Here is an 18,884-nt window from a genome sequence, read left to right as displayed (position 1 = left end):
TACCGTTCTCCTTATCACGCTTCGTTCTTTTGTTTTAAATTTATTCTGATACGCTCTTATTGGTGGCTCACAGGATTTTTTACATGCTCATGGGTAAATAAGTGATCCATACAATACTCATAATTGCCGTCACATTTGGAACAGAAACGGAACTCAAGATTTTCATCATCTAATTCCGTACGTCCACAAACCGCACATTTATGCCTGGTTACCGTCTTTTTACCACGAAACTCCACAACATTTCCGCTTCTTCCGGAATTTACCTGACGTTTATAATTTGATTTCCGTTTCAATTCATTGGGTGATATCCGCTTATAATTTCTTGTGGATAGAAAATAAATCAGGAAATTACCTAAGGCAACTGCGATTGCAACTCCGACAAAATATTGGTGATTTGCAAAACTCAAATAAATCTGATATAGTACAAAGGCTCCATATATATAACCGAGATGTTTTACCTTAACCGGAAGAATGAAGAACAGCAAAAATTCGACATTGGGATAAAGTGCCGCAAATGCAAAAAACATGGATCTGTTAATATAAAGCAGCCCAAAATCCAGGCTTACTCCGGTAAATAAATATATGATTACCGTTGAGAGTATATTAAAGAGTAAACCGGATAAATAATACATATTGAACCGGAAAGCCCCCCAAGCATTCTCCAGTGCATTACCAATCATATAGTATAAGTATAATTCGATTGCCAGGAAAAAAATATTACTGCTGCTGGTAGGCTGAATGATAAATGTGACTAATCTCCACAACTGTCCATGTAATATGGCGTCAATATCCAGGGAAAGGTAGGTCCTGTAAAAATAGGGGTTAATAATATTCACAAAAAATCCGGCAGCATACAAAAGTATGATGTAGAACATTAAATTATGGATTGCGTATCTTCCGTATTTACGATTCAGTTTGTTTATAAAGTTCATTAAGGTTTACCACTTCTTTCTTTATTCAAAATCTTTAGCTTATATCAAAACAGATCTTTCTTTCTGAATATTAAAGCAACTATAAAAGTAATCAGAAAAGCTATGGCTGTCACAATATAAAATCCGTAAGGACTACCGCTTCCCGGAATACCCTTTACATTCATTCCATAAAAGCTGGCAATCATGGTCGGAATAGCCATTACAATTGTCACAGTTGCGAGAAACTTCATTACTAAATTCAGGTTATTGGATATAACCGAGGCAAAAGCACCCATAATACCGCTTAAAATTCCACTGTATATATTAGCCATTTCGATGGCCTGCTTATTTTCGATAATTACATCTTCCAGTAATTCCGTATCTTCCGGATACTGCTTAATATTTTCTATTTTTAACATCTTTTCAAGTACTACTTCATTCGCCCGTAAAGAAGTAGTAAAATATACCAGACTCTTTTCTAATTCCAGCAGGTCAATTAATTCACTGTTTTTTGTAGATAAATGAAGTTTGTGTTCAATCTCTTCACTTTTTCTGTCAATAATTCTAAGGTATTGCAGAAACACAGTAGCATTCTTATAAAGAATCTGCAAAATGAATCTGGTCTTTTTAAAGGTAAAAAATTCCCTTACTCTTCCGTCCATAAAGCTTTTTAATACTTTTGTCTCCTCGAGGCAAATCGTAACAATTACTTCCTTGGCAACCACTATGCCTAAAGGAATGGTAACGTACCTGTCCTTATTATTCCTCTCTTCCATAGTAGGTATGTCCACAAGTATTAAGGTATACTCATCTTCCACTTCAATTCTGGACCTTTCTTCTTCATCCAGAGGTGCTCTTAAGTGGTCAATATCAATATGACAGGTTTCTGATATCTCCAAAAGTTCCGTAGCAGAAGGATTGGTCATAACAACCCAGCATCCCTGCTCAATTTCATTAATTTGACGGATTCCATCCTCGTAAGTCTTTAAAATTTCAATCATGTTCCACTCCTTCTACTGCCGGGCATGGCAGTAGAAAGAATATTTCTATTCTATCTGAACTGCCTGCTGCAGTAATTTATTTTGTAATAGCACCGTCGATCGTTACAACTGGGCCCCGCTTCCATTCGGTTCACTTCCTTTCACTTGAATTAATTCGTATATCTGTTTGATTTTAGTATCGTCTTAATTATATGTTCTAGGCTTATCTTTGTCAAATAAAAAACATATTAATATAATTAAGATAATTAAATATTATGTTATACCTAAGTCTATCTGAGATGCTATCCTAATAATTATTCGAAATGTGATGCGATAGGAACTTATATTAGGATTGGTATTTTTAATAAAAATTATTTCCGTTATATGGGAAAAGTTTACTAAATAGCAACATAAAAAGGAGTAAGTCTTATTCTTCTGACTTATCTCCCCTTATATCACCGGTTTATTTTGTTTTGTTCTCTGATATTTGATGCAATAGAGTAAGTCATGTTCCATACCGTTACATATCATAAACCGGTATCTGGATCGTCATGCCAGGTGTCAGAGGCACACCGTTTAAGTTGTTAAATTCTAAGACATCCTCTAAATCAATACCATATTGATCAAGAACTGCCTGCAGAGCAGCTTCATCCTGAATTACGTAAGTGACTGCATTATTCCATGCGGATGGATTCATTACAGGGATACAGAGTTCATCTCCAACCTGCAGATTATATATATCCACATATGGATTTGCTCTCAAAATCAGAGCGATCGGTACATTATACGTCCTGCTGATATTATAAAGAGTATCTCCCTGCTTAATATTGTAAATCATACAAGAAAATTCACTATAATTCATTTAACCCGGCCTTCTTAATAGGGATAAGTCCTGACAACTTCCCGATTATAAATTTATAACAATATATTCAAGTAATGCAAGATAGGTTCCTATCTTTTATCGAATAGGTAAGTTTGACCAATTCGGTAAAACCACCAGAGGATGCTCATGACATACCAGATAGTTTGTCACCGCCCTGGCATTACATAAAAACCAGAGGCTTATAAGTCAGACTCTTATTTATTGTCCACAAAATTGCATTTACTGCATATATTAAAAGGAAGTACCGGTTTTCTATTTACTGGAATGCTTTTTGATTATAACTTCTTTAGATTTTGTTTCAGAATTCTTTTTTGTTGAACTTACTTGACATGTGTCGTATAATACTACATGATATCGATTTTAATATTACATGTAAATCTTTCACAAAAGATTATAAGAATATTATAACCGTTTTATATATCAAATGATATTTTCATCTTATCTGATTATCCAGGTTTTCTAAAATCAGATTTAAATATAGTAAGGAGGTAAGCCGTTATTGGCGAATATTATGATAGATAACAAAACTATTACTTTAGGAATTGATATAGGCTCTACTACAGTAAAAATTGCCGTGCTTGGTCCAAACAATGAAATCCTATACTCCGAATATGAGCGTCACTACGCCAATATTCAGGAAACTCTGGCTAAGCTTATGATAAATGCCCATGAAAAGCTGGGAGATTTAGAACTTTCTCCTATGATTACCGGTTCCGGGGGGCTTACCATATCAAAACACTTAGGGATTCCCTTTGTTCAGGAAGTTGTTGCAGTCTCTACTTCGCTGCAGGATTATGCACCTCAAACCGACGTAGCCATAGAACTTGGCGGTGAAGATGCCAAGATAATATATTTTACAAATGGGATTGACCAGCGTATGAATGGTATCTGTGCCGGCGGAACCGGTTCCTTTATTGATCAGATGGCTACTTTATTAAAGACAGATGCCTCAGGATTAAATGAATATGCCAAAGAATATAAGGCTATTTATCCCATTGCCGCCAGATGTGGGGTATTTGCCAAATCCGATATACAACCCCTGATTAATGAAGGTGCTACTAAGCCCGACCTGGCCGCTTCCATCTTTCAGGCAGTTGTTAATCAGACCATAAGCGGTCTGGCCTGCGGTAAACCAATTAGAGGCAATGTTGCATTTTTAGGTGGTCCCCTTCACTTTTTGACTGAGCTTAAGGAGGCTTTCATCCGAACCCTTAAGTTAACCGGAGAGCAAATTATTGCACCCTCCCACTCCCATCTGTTTGCAGCCATTGGTGCTGCTATGAACTCTAACTACGATACAGTAACCTCTTTTGATGAATTAAATAAAAAACTTACCTCCGGAATAAAAATGGAGTTTGAAGTAAGCCGTATGACTCCGCTTTTTGCAGATGAAACCGAATATAATACATTTAAGACCAGACATTCCTTACATTCCGTTAAAAAGGGTGACTTAAGTACATATGAAGGAGATTGCTTCCTTGGAATCGATGCAGGTTCTACCACCACTAAGGTGGCAGTAGTCGGTGCAGACGGTACCCTTTTGTACTCTTTTTACAGCAATAATAATGGCAGCCCCTTAAAGACTGCCATCAAAGCTATCAAAGAAATCTATTCAATTATGCCAGACAGTGCACGCATCGTCCGCTCCTGCTCCACCGGTTACGGCGAAGCCCTAGTAAAAGCTGCCTTAATGTTAGATGAAGGAGAAGTTGAAACTGTGGCACATTATTACGCTGCTGCTTTCTTTGAACCTAAAGTTGACTGTATTTTAGATATTGGCGGTCAGGATATGAAATGCATTAAAATAAAGAACAATTCTGTAGACAGCGTACAGTTAAACGAGGCCTGCTCCTCCGGATGCGGATCTTTTATCGAAACATTTGCAAAGTCCTTAAATTATGAAGTAGCTGATTTTGCTAAGGTTGCCCTGTATGCAAAGAATCCTATTGACTTAGGTTCCAGATGTACAGTCTTTATGAATTCCAAAGTAAAACAAGCTCAGAAAGAAGGAGCAAGCGTTGCTGATATCTCCGCAGGTTTGGCTTATTCCGTTATTAAGAATGCAATCTATAAAGTTATCAAAATCACAGACCCTAAGGATTTGGGGGAAAATATCGTGGTACAAGGTGGAACCTTTTATAATGAAGCTGTCTTAAGAAGTTTTGAGCTTCTTGCAGGCTGTCATGTAGTCAGACCGGATATTGCAGGTATTATGGGTGCTTTTGGAGCAGCACTAATCGCCAGGGAACATTACGAAGGTGAAGAAACTACCATGCTCTCCATAGATCAAATCATCGCATTAAAAATCGAGGCTTCTATGGCTCGCTGCAAAGGCTGTACCAATAATTGTCAGCTCACCATTAACCGTTTCTCCGGCGGTAGGCAGTTTATTACCGGAAACCGTTGTGAACGAGGTCTTGGAAAAGAAAAGAATAAAGATAATATTCCGAACCTGTTTGAATATAAACTAAAACGACTCTTCTCCTATGAGCCTTTAGAGGATGATAAAGCCTTTAGAGGAAAAGTAGGTATCCCAAGGGTTTTAAATCAATATGAGAATTATCCCTTCTGGTTTACCTTCTTTACGGAAATGGGTTACAAGGTTGTCTTATCACCGGAATCCAACCGTAAGATTTACGAACTTGGCATTGAATCCATTCCCAGTGAATCGGAATGTTACCCTGCTAAATTAGCCCATGGTCATATCATGTGGCTCATAAAACAGGGTCTAGACTTTATCTTCTACCCCAGTGTTCCTTATGAACGAAAGGAAGTAGAAGGAGCTAACAATCACTATAACTGTCCTATCGTAGCTTCATACAGCGAAAACATTAAGAATAATGTGGAGGAGCTGCGTAATGGTCATATTAACTACCAAAACCCTTTTCTTTCCTTTGAAAATGAGGAAATCATCAGCAAACGTCTGGTAGATATTATGAAGGGTTTGACCGACACCTCCGATACGGAAGTAAAAGCTGCCGTACATAAGGCATGGCTTGAACAAGAAGCTGAAAGAAACGACATATGCAAAAAAGGGGAAGAAACCATTGCTTATTTAAAGGAAACCGGAAGAAAAGGCATTGTTCTTGCGGGACGCCCATACCATGTAGATCCGGAAATCAACCACGGCATCCCTGAATTAATAAACTCTTATGGTGCTGCTGTATTAACTGAGGATAGTATCTCCCATTTAGGTAAAATTGACCGTCCTCTTGTAGTTGTTGATCAGTGGATGTATCACTCCAGATTATACGCTGCCGCTTCCTATGTTAAGACTATGCCGAATCTGGAATTAATCCAGTTAAATTCCTTTGGCTGCGGTCTCGATGCAGTTACCACCGATATGGTGAATGATATCCTGTCAAAGTCTGGTAAAATTTATACCGTTTTAAAGATTGACGAGGTCAATAATTTAGGAGCTGCAAGAATCCGTGTCCGCTCCCTTTTATCCGCTATTAAAGACAGGGAACACAAGCATGTGGTTAAAACAAAAATAGTGAACAATGCCTTCCACCGGGTTATTTTTACGGAAGAAATGCGCAAGGAGTATACTCTTTTATGCCCACAGATGTCGCCAATCCATTTTGAGCTCTTACAGCCTGCGTTAAAGGCTCACGGTTATAATGTAGATATTCTGGATAACGACAATCACTCAGCCGTTGATGTAGGTCTAAAGTATGTTAATAATGATGCCTGTTACCCCTCTCTTATGGTGGTTGGACAGATTATGGATGCCTTATTATCCGGCAAATATGACTTGAATAAGGTTGCAGTTATGATAACCCAGACCGGCGGCGGCTGCCGTGCAACCAATTATATTAATTTTATCCGCAGGGCTTTGGAAAAAGCGGGTATGTCACAGATTCCTGTGGTTTCCTTAAGTGTAACTGGTCTTGAGAAAAACCCCGGCATGAAATATACTCCAAAATTATTAATCAGTGCGGTTCAGGCTTTGGTATACGGAGATGTATTTATGCGGGTCCTTTACCGAACCAGACCTTATGAAGCAGAACCTGGTTCTGCTAATGCCCTTTATAAGAAGTGGAATGAAATATGTAAGACTTCTGTTGCTAATGGTAAATGGGGCGAATTCAAACGCAATTTACGCAATATTATTAAAGAATTTGACACTCTCCCACTTAAAGATATCAAGAAACCAAGAGTTGGTGTAGTTGGTGAAATCCTGGTTAAATTCCTACCGGCAGCAAATAATTATCTGGTCGAATTACTAGAAGCGGAAGGCGCAGAAGCTGTTGTACCTGATTTAATTGATTTCTTTATGTATTCCTTCTATAATTCCAATTTTAAGTCGGAATATTTAGGATTTAAAAAATCCTCTGCAAGAATCGGTAATCTATTAATTCAGGTCGTTGAATACTGCAGAAAGGAAGCACGGATTGCTCTGGAAAAAAGTAACCGTTTTACACCTCCTGTACATGTTAAGAAACTTGCTGAATATGCCTCTCCTATCGTATCCGTTGGTAATCAGACCGGTGAAGGCTGGTTCTTAACCGGAGAAATGGTGGAACTGATTCATTCCGGTGTTGAGAATATTGTCTGCACTCAGCCATTTGCATGTCTGCCTAATCATATCGTTGGGAAAGGGGTTATTAAGGAATTACGATTACGGTATCCGGGTTCTAATATTGTTGCGGTGGATTACGATCCCGGCGCAAGTGAAGTTAATCAGTTGAATCGGATTAAGCTTATGTTGGCTACGGCTGTTAAGAATTTAGATTGAGTGTAACTTTTATAGTTATTTGAATCTGGTTGAGATTTCAATTCTGGTTCCGGTTTCGACTCTGGTTCTGGTTTGACTCTGGTTCTGGTTTTGACTCTGGTTCTGGCTTTGACTCTGGTTCTGGCTTTGACTCTGGTTCTGGCTTTGACTCTGGTTCTGGCTTTGACTCTGGTTCTGGCTTTGACTCTGGTTCTGGCTTTGACTCTGGTTCTGGCTTTGACTCTGGTTCTGGCTTTGACTCTGGTTCTGGCTTTGACTCTGGTTCTGGCTTTGACTCTGGTTCTGGCTTTGACTCTGGTTCTGGCTTTGACTCTGGTTCTGGCTTTGACTCTGGTTCTGGTTTTATCCTGTGCAGGACAGTGCTGTTAGGTGCTTTAAGGTAATTTAATTCTTTTAGGCTGTGAGACACCGGGCAGTACGTGTATCTATGTAATAAGTTTTTCAGTGCTTCGTACAAAAAAGTGGAACTGTACGCTTTGTTAAGACAATGAATTGTCTTCCCTAATCGTACAGTTCCACTTTTTTGTCTCCGCAGATGAAAACTTATTACATAGATACACATACTGCCCGGTGTCCTTAGAGGTTTTGAAATTAAATCACCACCGCAGGTTTTGAGCACTGTCCAGTTTCATAGTTTTATACTAATTTTTCTTTTGTTATAAATTGTGTGGGCCAGAATTCGTATAAGCTGATAGATTCTATTTTAGCTTCTATGTTTTTATAATCTTTGGCAATATAAGGGAGTGCTTTTAGTATGGTGTCGTGTTTGTCAATAAGCAGGGTTGTATGAGCCGTCCATGTGCCGTCATTATCTTCATTACTAAAGAATTGCTGTAAATTTAAAAGTTCATGGTTAACAGATGGTGCGAGGAACAGGACATCTAACCCGAACAGACCAATACTACTTAGTGAGACTTTAAAGCTTTTAAATTGTTCTGCTGCTTTGAATATTTTTACTTTTAAATTTTCTTTTTCTGATACCTTGAACGTTCCCAGGGTTATATGATAAGGCAGATTTTGGGTTTGGGTTCCATTAAAACCGTTTATCGATAATATCTGCTGTAATTCTTTTAATCTTTGTTCCGTTTCCATATCATACTGTGCTAGTATACATAAGAATTTATCCTGCACCTGTCTTCCTCCTGATATTTTTTTATTTTTGTATACCTAAACATATAAAATACTGATTAAATCGCATAACAATGTAACTCTATGTTACACAGTAAGTATACTTAAATTTATTAGTTATTTCTTAAGCCAGATTGGATTTAAATCATTAAAAAATGGCTTTTAATTTCTTTGAAAACATATTTCATCTCATTATAATAAATCGATAAACCCATTCCATTATAGGAGATATTTCAAGCTTCTGTATAAAAATATTAACTCCTATCTGTCTCTATAACAAGAGCCATAAATTGTATTACTTAATGATTTTCAAAAATTTTTTCTTCCCAATCATTATAATATCTCCACAGGCAAGTACCAGATCCAGGTCATCCATTACTAATGTTTCTTCATTTATCTGAACACCACCTTGGAGAATGAGGCGGCGGAATTCGCTGCTGCTTGGTACATATTTTTCTTTTATCAGTAATGGTATAATATCTATTAGTTTATCTTTTTCCAACTCGATTACAACTTCAGGTATGGATTCCGGTATGGATTTTTTACCGAAGGCAGTGTCATAATAGTTTATTGCTTCTTCTGTTTCAGAAGTAGTATGGTAAAGGGAAGTTATTATTTTTGCCAGGTCATATTTAATATCTCTTGGATTTTTTCCGTGAATCATTTCTTCTTTTATTTTGTTTATTTTATCAGGATGTTCATCGGTTACTAATTCATAGTATTTTATGATCAGATCATCCGGTATTTCCATAACTTTTTTAAACATATCTTGTGGTGCTTCATGGATGCCGATATAATTTCCTAGACTTTTGCTCATCTTTTCTTTTCCATCAAGCCCCTCCAGTATGGGCATAAAAAGGGCTGCTTGCTGCTCCAGACCCATAGCTTTTTGCAAATTTCTGCCCATTAAAATGTTAAAGGTCTGATCGGTTCCTCCAAGCTCAATATCTGCCTGTAACGCTACAGAATCATATGCCTGCATTAAGGGATAGAAAAATTCATGGATACCTATGGGCACATTATTTTTGTATCTGTTCTGAAAATCATCTCGTTCTAACATTCTGGCTACCGTGGTAGTTGCAGCTAATTTTATTACATCATCAAATTTTAAACTGCCAAGCCACTCACTATTAAAACGGACTTCTGTTTTCTCTGAATCCAGTATTTTAAATATTTGATTGGTGTAGGTTGTAGCATTTTCTTTAACCTGCTCTTCGGTAAGGGGAATTCTTCCTTTCGTTTTTCCTGTAGGATCACCAATTCTGCCGGTGAAATCTCCTATAACAATGACGGCTTTATGTCCTAAGTCCTGCATCTGCTTTATTTTTCGTAATACTACCGTATGACCCAAATGAATATCAGGCGCACTGGGATCAAGACCCAATTTAATAATCAGCGGTTTGTTCTGTTCTATGGATATCTTAAGCTTTTTCCTCAGTTCTTCTATGCCTACAATCTGATCAACACCTTTTGTTATGATTTTAATTTGTTCCTCAACCGATACCTTCATTTTTTTATCTCCTTGAATTTATAATATATTTTGTAGTATTTTTTTATTAATTTTGAACTAGTTCTTAACTTGTAGTTAAAAATTAAACACATCCTCATAAAATTAAGCAAAGACCTTTAAATTCGAAATATATACGCATGAAATTACGCAAAAACCTGTAAATTCAAAACATATACGCATGAAATTACGCAAAAACCTGTAAATTCAAAACATATACGCATGAAATTACGTAAAAACCTGTAAATTCAAAACATATTTGTATGAAATTACGTAAAAACCTGTAAATTCAAAACATATTTGTATGAAATTACATAAAAACCTGTAAATTCAAAACATATACGCATGAAAATAAGAAAAAATCTTTGCTTGCCAGACTCTAGCGCTGACGCGCTGTCACGGCAGTGACAATCTTCCTTAAGTTGCGTCATGTGCATCCTGCCTGGAAGGCTTATTAATTTATGGGTAAGTTCGGAGAGCTTTCCTTTAAATTAAAAAAACTCCCGTCCTTCTGCTACCAAAAGGACGAGAGCCAGCTCCCGTGTTACCACCTTTAATTTATAGGCAACTCACATTACCTATCTCTTCGAGTACTCCATCCAAAAATGGGTTATACTCTAGCACGATAACGTGTGCAGGAATCCGTCACAGCCTACTATTAAGGTTCGGTGTGAAGCTCAAAGATGTATTCATAACCAGCCTGCCATGCACCTCTCATCTCCCGGTAGCTTTCTGTTTGGATTACTGATTATTACTTATTCTTATCACAGCTTTTATATTCTCTATATTATTACATATTCTAATTTGCTATTCATGAATGCTAAATTAATAACATTATATTTTTAAATCGCTGATCTGTCAAGTGTATATTTTATTATTTTAACTTTGTATATTTTACTATTTTAACTTTATGTATATTTTGTTATTTCAACTTTGACTTTTATATATCTTCAATCTGCCAATCAATAGGATTAATTCCCTGCTCCTCAAGGAATTGGTTGGTTTTACTAAAAGGCTTACTGCCAAAAAATCCTCTGAAAGCTGATAAAGGGCTTGGATGAGGCGCTTCTAGTATATAATGCTTTGGATTATTTAACATACTCTTTTTAAGCTGAGCCGGTCTGCCCCATAAAATAAATACAATTGGTCTATCCACTTCATTCACTGCTTTGATAACAGCGTCAGTAAACTTTTCCCAGCCTTTTCCCTGATGAGAATTCGCCTGGTGGGCTCTGACGGTAAGCACTGTGTTTAACATTAATACCCCCTGTTCCGCCCATTTAACAAGATAGCCGTTATTTGGTATTTTACAGCCTAAATCATCCTTTAATTCTTTATATATATTAACCAGTGATGGCGGTATTTCAACTTCCGGTTTAACGGAAAAACACAATCCATGAGCCTGACCATCATTATGATAAGGGTCCTGACCAATGATAACTACCTTCACCTTTTCTAAAGGTGTTAGATGAAATGCATTAAAAATATCATCTGATTTCGGAAAAATTAAATTGATACTATATTCATTCCGAATGAACTTATATAATTCAGTATAATACTTTTCATGAAATTCATTACCAATCACATCCAGCCAGTCATTTGTTATTGCACTCATTTTAATACTCCTTTATTACTGCTTTTTATAATACTTTTTATAATACTTTTTATAAAATACTTTTAATGATACTCCGTTTAATCTATTCTAAAATACATCTCAAAACTATTTTTCACTTTTAACATCACACATTAATACGCACACTGATGCCTTTATCTCTAAGATACTGCTTTAAATCATATATTTCCATTTCTTTATAATGGAACAGGGATGCGGCTAATACGGCGTCTGCCTTACCGATTGTCAGAGCATCATAAAAATGCTCCATTTTACCGGCACCACCGGAAGCAATTACGGGAATAGATACATTCTCTGAAATAATTCTGGTCAATTCTAGGTCATAACCGTCTTTTGTACCATCGCAGTCCATACTAGTTAGCAGTATTTCTCCTGCCCCTAACTCGTTTGCTTTCATAGCCCATTCGAGAGCATCGATTCCCATATCCACTCTGCCGCCGTTTTTATAGATATTCCAACCTGATCCATCCTCTCTGCGCTTTGCATCAATGGCGACCACTACGCATTGGCTTCCAAACTTATCAGCTGCCTCAGAGATCAGTGTGGGGTTAAGTATTGCAGCAGTGTTTACTGCCACCTTATCCGCCCCTTCTCGTAAAATCAATTTAAAATCTTCAATAGTCCTAATACCCCCACCAACTGTAAATGGTATAAAAACAGTTTCAGCAACCCTTCGTACCATATCCAGCTTTATTGATCTGGCATCAGAAGATGCTGTTATATCCAGGAATACCAATTCATCAGCTCCTGCCTTATCGTAAGCTTTTCCAACCTGAACCGGATCTCCTGCATCTCTTAGATTGACAAAATTTATACCTTTCACTACACGTCCGTTGTGTACATCCAGACAAGGAATAATTCTTTTTGTAAACATATTTTCCTCCTACAATTGGGCAAAGTTTCTAAGTATTGTTAAACCAACCTCACCGCTTTTCTCCGGATGGAATTGGCAAGCAAATATATTACCTTTTTCAACAGAGGCATGGATTAATGTACTATAATTTGTAGTAGCTGCAACCTCCTCCTGGTTTCTTGCTTTTAAGTAATAGGAATGCACAAAATAGACATATGACTGATTATCTATTCCTTTAAAAAGCTTAGATCCGTCTTTTATATCCAGTGAGTTCCATCCTATATGAGGTATTTTAAGCCCTGCACAATCAGGTATGCGTACAATCTGACCTTTAAGAATACCAAGCCCCAAAATCCCTTCTGACTCTTCACTGCTTTCAAATAAAAGCTGGAGTCCTAAACATATGCCTAAAAAAGGCTTCTTTTGTGCAGCTTCCTTAATGGTATCCACTAATCCGTAATTATTTAATTTACCCATAGCATCACCAAAAGAACCGACACCTGGTAAAATTACTCTATCAGCACCTAATATTTCTTCTTTGTCTCTTGTAATTGTCGCCTTTTCCCCCAAGTAGTGCAATGCCTTTTCCACACTCTTTAAATTTCCGGCATCATAGTCAATTATAGCAATCATATAGTACCATACCTTTCTATCATATACCACTTTAGTGCATCATAGTTAATAAGCATAAAGGGTTGTTGCGTATAGTATGCAATAACCCTTTATGCCTCTTTGCATGTATTATTTCTTTTTTTCTAATACTGTATTAATTACATTAAGACTATACTTTGTCTGATCATCAATATTATTTATAGTATTAGCTTCTTCTTCTGAAATATTGAACTCCTGCTTTAATTCTTTTACAATCAGCTTCTTTACATAATCCATATCACTTTCGATTCCCAGATCAGTGGCGTGCTTTATGTATTTATCGTATCGTTCTAATCCTTTTAATAAAGAATCCAAGGCCTCTGGGTATTTCTTTATATCCATATAATTATTATACGAGTTTAGTTCTTTATTTACAAACATAACCGTCATAATTTTGTCATAAACATCAGCATCTTTTTTCTTGATATCCAGACCGTAGATTTCTTTGTAAGCTTCTGTATATCTCTGTCTTGCAAAGTTCACATCTGCATTTTGTATATCTAATGAATAAGAATACATATTTGTTCCTAAAATAACAAATCCGCCGATAAGAATAAAGAAAGTCATAACAAATATAATCGCCAGCTTATTAATCTTTACATAATCTTCACTGTCCTCAATTGCATTGGTTACTTTAGCAGCTTTTTCAGTTTTATTTTTTTTCACTGCCTTCTTTTTCTCAGGCTTTTTCTTAACTGCTTTTTTAGCATTTGCTTTATTGTTTTGTGTTTTATCTGTTTCATCACCATCACTGACAGTTGACTTACTCTGTTTAGCTGTTTTTGCTTTCTTTGATTTGGCTGCTTTCTTTACCTTCTCTGCCTTAGCTTTTGGTTTTTCTGTCTTTTTCTCAGCTTTCTTCACGGTAGCAGGCGAAATATCAGATTGATTAACGCTTTTCCCTTGATCATCCTTATTCTTACTGAAAAGTTTCTGGAAAAACCCTTTCTTTTTTTCTTCCTTTTCATCCTTATCTGCTCCTGCAGACTTAGATAGCTCTGCATTATTCATCAGCTGCTCATCTTTATCCCGCAGCGTATCAACTGCACTTAAGGCATCAGAAAAAATACCACCCATATCATTTGTACCATTAGGCTTGTCTTCTGAAATATCATCCTCAAGTCCGGCTGATATTTCAGAAGGCAGATCATCAATTGATAAGATATCTTCAGCCAATGGCAACTCTTCCTCAAACTCCTCCGGTAAGGATTCATTCGTTAATTTAATTGGAGGTTCACTATTATTTTTTTTCGCATTTTCTTCATCCTGTGCCGATATCATATCAAGTAATGCCAACAGGTCTTCATCCGTATCTTCCATTACGGAGTTATCATTTTGATTATAATATGCTTCCTCGGAAGCATCATTTGAATTACCCTCTTCCTCTGAATAATCCTGCAGCAAAGATAATATATCCTCATCAGTACTGCTGTTCAAATTATTTTCTTTGTCGAATTCGTCTCTCAAATTTTTTTCATCCTGTTTCGTAATATTTTGATGTGTTGCCGTATAATACTTCTTTAGCATCGTATCAGATAACATTTATCACTACTCGTTTTGGCAAAGTCAGAATTCATGCCAGACAATACTTGTTAGCTACTTAATAACTAACTATTGTAATATAAATTTATCTAATATTTCTACCAAAGATCCAATTTCAGGTTTTGTTATCTGGGCGTCAGCACCTACTGAATCACCTTTTCTTTTCATTTCATCATTAATTAATGATGAAAATATAATGATTGGAATATATTTCATATCCTGATCTGTTTTAACCAATTTAGTGAAGTGATGACCATCCATCTGAGGCATTTCAATATCTGTAATAATACATTTTACGCTGGTTTCTATTCTATTATTGTTTTTAAATTCCTGTAGCTTATTCCAGGCTTCCAATCCATTACCAGTTAATATTACGTTTGTATATCCAGCCTTGCTTAAACATTCCTCTATTAATTTACTTAACAATGGAGAATCTTCAGCGATCAAAATCGGTGCCTCATTCCGGTTTCTTACTCCTAAATGATTAATATCAGATACCTTTAAACCAGTCTCAGGACTAATATCGGATATTATCTTCTCAAAATCAAGTACAATGATAAGTTTTTCTTCAAATTTTATGATGCCGGTAGCAATGGAATTAATAGTTTCATCGGGTTTATTAATATCTTCCCAGGAGATGCGGTGTATACCAACAACGCCATGTACATGAAAAGCCACATTTAGTTTATTAAAATTTGTAATAACATTCATATCCGTTGTCTGATCTTTTAAATCCGGTATATTAAGGCATTTCGCAAGATTAATTACAGTAATAATAGTATCTCTGGGCATAAATATTCCCTCAATGCATGGATGCGCATTCGGTACAGGTGTTGGTGCCTGATATGGTAATATCTCTCTGATCTTTGCTACATTAATCCCATAAAAGTTGTTTCCAACTCTAAATTCTAATATCTCTAATTCATTTGTTCCACTTTCCAATAAAACTCCGGTATTCATGGCTGTATCCTCCGTTATGCAAAGATTCTTTCGGTTAATTCACTCTTTATATCTCTTATTATATTATAAAATTCCATAAAATTCAAACTTATTTGATAAAATTCGGCAACAAAAAAACCCAAAAACTCTATATTTCAGAATTTCTAGGTCCATATTACTACTTATTTATTAATGATTTTTAAACTTTTGACTACTACCACAATGAATACATCCAAAATAACGAACAATTACCATATTGGTCAAGCCCTCGACCTATTAGTAACAATCAGCTGCATGTGTTACCACACTTCCACCTTTGTCCTATCCACCTTGTCGTCTTCAAGGGGTCTTACTGCTTTCGCATGGGATATCTTATCTTGAGGGGGGCTTCACGCTTAGATGCCTTCAGCGTTTATCCCTTCCCGACTTGGCTACTCGGCCATGCACTTGGTAGTACAACCGATCCACCAGAGGTCAGTCCAACCCGGTCCTCTCGTACTAAGGTCAGCTCCTCTCAAATATCCTACGCCCGCGCCGGATAGGGACCGAACTGTCTCACGACGTTCTGAACCCAGCTCGCGTACCGCTTTAATGGGCGAACAGCCCAACCCTTGGGACCTACTACAGCCCCAGGATGCGATGAGCCGACATCGAGGTGCCAAACCACTCCGTCGATGTGAACTCTTGGGAGTGATAAGCCTGTTATCCCCAGGGTAGCTTTTATCCGTTGAGCGATGGCAATCCCACTTTATACCACCGGATCACTAAGTCCTACTTTCGTACCTGCTCCACCCGTCGGTGTCGCAGTCAAGCCTTCTTCTGCCTTTGCACTCTGCGAATGGTTTCCAACCATTCTGAGAAGACCTTTGAGCGCCTCCGATACCCTTTCGGAGGCGACCGCCCCAGTCAAACTCCCCACCTGACATTGTCCACTGCCCGGATCACGGGCACATGTTAGAAATCCAATACTGCAAGGGTGGTATCCCAACAGCGGCTCCACTACGACCGGGGTCATAGCTTCAAAGCCTCCCACCTATCCTGTGCATGCAATACCGAATCCCAGTATCAAGCTAGAGTAAAGCTCCATGGGGTCTTTCCGTCCTGGCGCAGGTAACCAGCATCTTCACTGGTATTTCAATTTCACCGGGTGCATTGTCGAGACAGTGCCCAAATCATTACGCCTTTCGTGCGGGTCGGAACTTACCCGACAAGGAATTTCGCTACCTTAGGACCGTTATAGTTACGGCCGCCGTTTACTGGGGCTTAAGTTCAACGCTTCGGATTGCTCCTAACATCTCCCCTTAACCTTCCAGCACCGGGCAGGCGTCAGCCCATATACTTCACCTTTCGGTTTTGCATAGACCTGTGTTTTTGCTAAACAGTTGCTTGGGCCAATTCTCTGCGGCCTGTATTGCTACAGGCACCCCTTCTCCCGAAGTTACGGGGTTATTTTGCCGAGTTCCTTAACAATGCTTCTCCCGTCGGCCTTAGGATTCTCTCCTCATCCACCTGTGTCGGTTTACGGTACGGGCTTATATAAAACAATAGCGGCTTTTCTTGGCAGTTCGCTCACCAGCTTCCCTACTTATAATTTCGGTCCGCGTCACGTCTTCGTATTGTATGACGGATTTGCCTGCCACACTACTATCCCGCTTGCACCGGTCTTTCCATTCCCGGCTCTGGCTTTCTCTCTGCGTCCCCACAGTTCTGTTTATATAAGGTACAGGAATTTCAACCTGTTGTCCATCGACTACGTCTTTCGACCTCGCCTTAGGTCCCGACTTACCCAGAGCAGATCAGCTTTACTCTGGAAACCTTGGATATTCGGCCTAGAAGATTCTCACTTCTATCTCGCTACTCATTCCGGCATTCTCTCTTCTTAACACTCCACGGCTCCTTACGGTACCGCTTCGTCGCAGTTAAGAATGCTCCTCTACCAAAACCTCTGCCCTTCGAATAACCGGAAATAATTCGTTAGAATTATTTCCATGGCTGTTCGAAGAACAGACATTTTCCACAGCTTCGGTGTCGTGTTTTAGCCCCGGACATTTTCGGCGCAGGACCTCTCGACTAGTGAGCTATTACGCACTCTTTTAATGTATGGCTGCTTCTAAGCCAACATCCTAGTTGTTTTCGAAATCCCACATCCTTTTCCACTTAACACGCACTTTGGGACCTTAGCTGGTGGTCTGGGCTTTTTCCCTTTTGACTACCCAACTTATCTCGTGCAGTCTGACTCCTGGTCATCATCTGTATGGCATTCGGAGTTTGATAATCTTCGGTAAGCTTTGACGCCCCCTAGGATATTCAGTGCTCTACCTCCATCAGACTAAACCAAGGCTAGCCCTAAAGCTATTTCGAGGAGAACCAGCTATCTCCGGGTTCGATTGGAATTTCTCCCCTACCCACACCTCATCACCACCCTTTTCAACGGATGTGTGTTCGGTCCTCCACCACCTTTTACGGCAGCTTCAACCTGGACATGGGTAGATCACCCGGTTTCGGGTCTACATTCACTGACTGGACTTCAAAGAAGTCATACGCCCTATTCAGACTTGGTTTCCCTTCGGCTTCGGACTTTTCGTCCTTAACCTCGCCAGTAAATGTAACTCGCCGGACCGTTCTACAAAAAGTACGCGGTTCCTCTGTAAATAGAGGTTCCACAGCTTGTAAACACAGGGTTTCAGGTTCTCTTTCACTCCCCTCCCGGGGTTCTTTTCACCTTTCCTTCACAGTACTATGCTCTATCGGTCACTAAGTAGTATTTAGCCTTGGGGGGTGGTCCCCCCGACTTCCCACAAGGTTTCTCGTGTCTCGTGGTACTTCGGATCCCGCTCGCTGTCTTCGGATTTTGCGTACGAGGCTTTCACTCTCTTTGGCTGGCTTTCCCAAAACCATTCTGCTATCCTAAAACTCACTTGTTGCGGTCCATAACCCCGAAGGATAAATCCTCCGGTTTAGGCTGTTTCCTTTTCGCTCGCCGCTACTCTGGAAATCGAGTTTTCTTTCTTTTCCTCCGGGTACTTAGATGTTTCAGTTCCCCGGGTTCCCTCTATTAAGCTATGTATTCACTTAATAGTAACGGAGGAGTACTCCGTCAGGTTTCCCCATTCAGA

General features: G+C 38.5%; 12 protein-coding genes, 1 rRNA gene and 1 other annotated feature (1 of these 14 running past the window's edge). Of the genes, 2 read left to right on the top strand and 11 right to left on the bottom strand.

Annotated elements, in window-relative coordinates:
* Positions 1-56: 56 nt before the first annotated feature.
* The 3 genes from QA584_RS12400 to QA584_RS12390 all read right to left on the bottom strand — a co-directional run bounded on the left by QA584_RS12400 (position 57) and on the right by QA584_RS12390 (position 2,753).
* Positions 57-932 carry a hypothetical protein gene (locus QA584_RS12400; protein ID WP_278274814.1) on the bottom strand — a complete coding sequence of 292 codons (876 nt, stop codon included), beginning with the start codon at positions 930-932 and terminating at the stop codon, positions 57-59.
* 44 nt (positions 933-976) lie between these two features.
* A complete protein-coding gene (locus QA584_RS12395; protein WP_278274813.1) occupies positions 977-1,912 on the bottom strand; it encodes a magnesium transporter CorA family protein in 936 nt (311 codons plus the stop codon).
* A 499-nt stretch (positions 1,913-2,411) separates the two neighbouring features.
* Positions 2,412-2,753 (bottom strand): LysM peptidoglycan-binding domain-containing protein, encoded by a 342-nt coding sequence (locus tag QA584_RS12390; RefSeq protein WP_278274812.1) that lies wholly within the window; start codon positions 2,751-2,753, stop codon positions 2,412-2,414.
* 529 nt (positions 2,754-3,282) lie between these two features.
* On the opposite strand from QA584_RS12390, the gene QA584_RS12385 reads away from it, so the two are divergent.
* Positions 3,283-7,515 (top strand): acyl-CoA dehydratase activase-related protein, encoded by a 4,233-nt coding sequence (locus QA584_RS12385; RefSeq protein WP_442870359.1) that lies wholly within the window; start codon positions 3,283-3,285, stop codon positions 7,513-7,515.
* 72 nt (positions 7,516-7,587) lie between these two features.
* The gene (locus QA584_RS12380; protein WP_278274811.1) at positions 7,588-7,884 is read left to right on the top strand and encodes a hypothetical protein; all 297 of its coding nucleotides are present in this window, start codon (positions 7,588-7,590) and stop codon (positions 7,882-7,884) included.
* A 267-nt stretch (positions 7,885-8,151) separates the two neighbouring features.
* Here QA584_RS12380 and QA584_RS12375 read toward each other — a convergent pair whose 3' ends face one another.
* From QA584_RS12375 to QA584_RS12340, 8 genes are all read right to left on the bottom strand, one after another.
* Entirely contained in the window at positions 8,152-8,646 is a 495-nt protein-coding gene (locus QA584_RS12375; protein WP_278274810.1) for a 2'-5' RNA ligase family protein, read from the bottom strand.
* Between the two features lie 292 nt (positions 8,647-8,938).
* A complete protein-coding gene (gene tyrS, locus QA584_RS12370) occupies positions 8,939-10,153 on the bottom strand; it encodes a tyrosine--tRNA ligase (RefSeq protein ID WP_278274809.1) in 1,215 nt (404 codons plus the stop codon).
* Between the two features lie 515 nt (positions 10,154-10,668).
* Positions 10,669-10,927 (bottom strand) — a binding site (T-box leader).
* 163 nt (positions 10,928-11,090) lie between these two features.
* Positions 11,091-11,765, bottom strand: coding sequence for a uracil-DNA glycosylase (locus QA584_RS12365; protein ID WP_278274808.1), 675 nt, complete (start codon positions 11,763-11,765; stop codon positions 11,091-11,093).
* A 124-nt stretch (positions 11,766-11,889) separates the two neighbouring features.
* A complete protein-coding gene (hisF, locus tag QA584_RS12360; RefSeq protein ID WP_278274807.1) occupies positions 11,890-12,657 on the bottom strand; it encodes an imidazole glycerol phosphate synthase subunit HisF in 768 nt (255 codons plus the stop codon).
* A 9-nt stretch (positions 12,658-12,666) separates the two neighbouring features.
* Positions 12,667-13,269: an imidazole glycerol phosphate synthase subunit HisH gene (gene hisH / locus QA584_RS12355; protein ID WP_278274806.1), complete on the bottom strand. Its 603-nt coding sequence runs from the start codon at positions 13,267-13,269 to the stop codon at positions 12,667-12,669.
* A 108-nt stretch (positions 13,270-13,377) separates the two neighbouring features.
* Positions 13,378-14,754, bottom strand: coding sequence for a hypothetical protein (locus QA584_RS12350; RefSeq protein WP_278274805.1), 1,377 nt, complete (start codon positions 14,752-14,754; stop codon positions 13,378-13,380).
* 144 nt (positions 14,755-14,898) lie between these two features.
* The gene (locus QA584_RS12345) at positions 14,899-15,789 is read right to left on the bottom strand and encodes a chemotaxis protein (protein ID WP_278274804.1); all 891 of its coding nucleotides are present in this window, start codon (positions 15,787-15,789) and stop codon (positions 14,899-14,901) included.
* A 235-nt stretch (positions 15,790-16,024) separates the two neighbouring features.
* Positions 16,025-18,884: ribosomal RNA gene (locus tag QA584_RS12340) — 23S ribosomal RNA — on the bottom strand; it runs 112 nt beyond the window's last position.

This window comes from Anaerocolumna sp. AGMB13025 (genome assembly GCF_029689925.1).
Classification (GTDB): Bacteria; Bacillota; Clostridia; order Lachnospirales; family Lachnospiraceae; genus Anaerocolumna.
Note: the sequence above shows the minus strand (reverse complement) of the source record. Positions and strands in the feature narration are given on the sequence as shown.

Bases quoted from the DNA above. Each gene is read 5' to 3' on its own strand.
- tyrS (WP_278274809.1), bottom strand. From the start codon at position 10,153: ATGAAGGTATCGGTTGAGGAACAAATTAAAATCATAACAAAAGGTGTT.
- hisF (WP_278274807.1), bottom strand. From the start codon at position 12,657: ATGTTTACAAAAAGAATTATTCCTTGTCTGGATGTACACAACGGACGT.
- QA584_RS12345 (WP_278274804.1), bottom strand. From the start codon at position 15,789: ATGAATACCGGAGTTTTATTGGAAAGTGGAACAAATGAATTAGAGATA.
- QA584_RS12400 (WP_278274814.1), bottom strand. From the start codon at position 932: ATGAACTTTATAAACAAACTGAATCGTAAATACGGAAGATACGCAATC.
- QA584_RS12395 (WP_278274813.1), bottom strand. From the start codon at position 1,912: ATGATTGAAATTTTAAAGACTTACGAGGATGGAATCCGTCAAATTAAT.
- QA584_RS12390 (WP_278274812.1), bottom strand. From the start codon at position 2,753: ATGAATTATAGTGAATTTTCTTGTATGATTTACAATATTAAGCAGGGA.
- hisH (WP_278274806.1), bottom strand. From the start codon at position 13,269: ATGATTGCTATAATTGACTATGATGCCGGAAATTTAAAGAGTGTGGAA.
- QA584_RS12365 (WP_278274808.1), bottom strand. From the start codon at position 11,765: ATGAGTGCAATAACAAATGACTGGCTGGATGTGATTGGTAATGAATTT.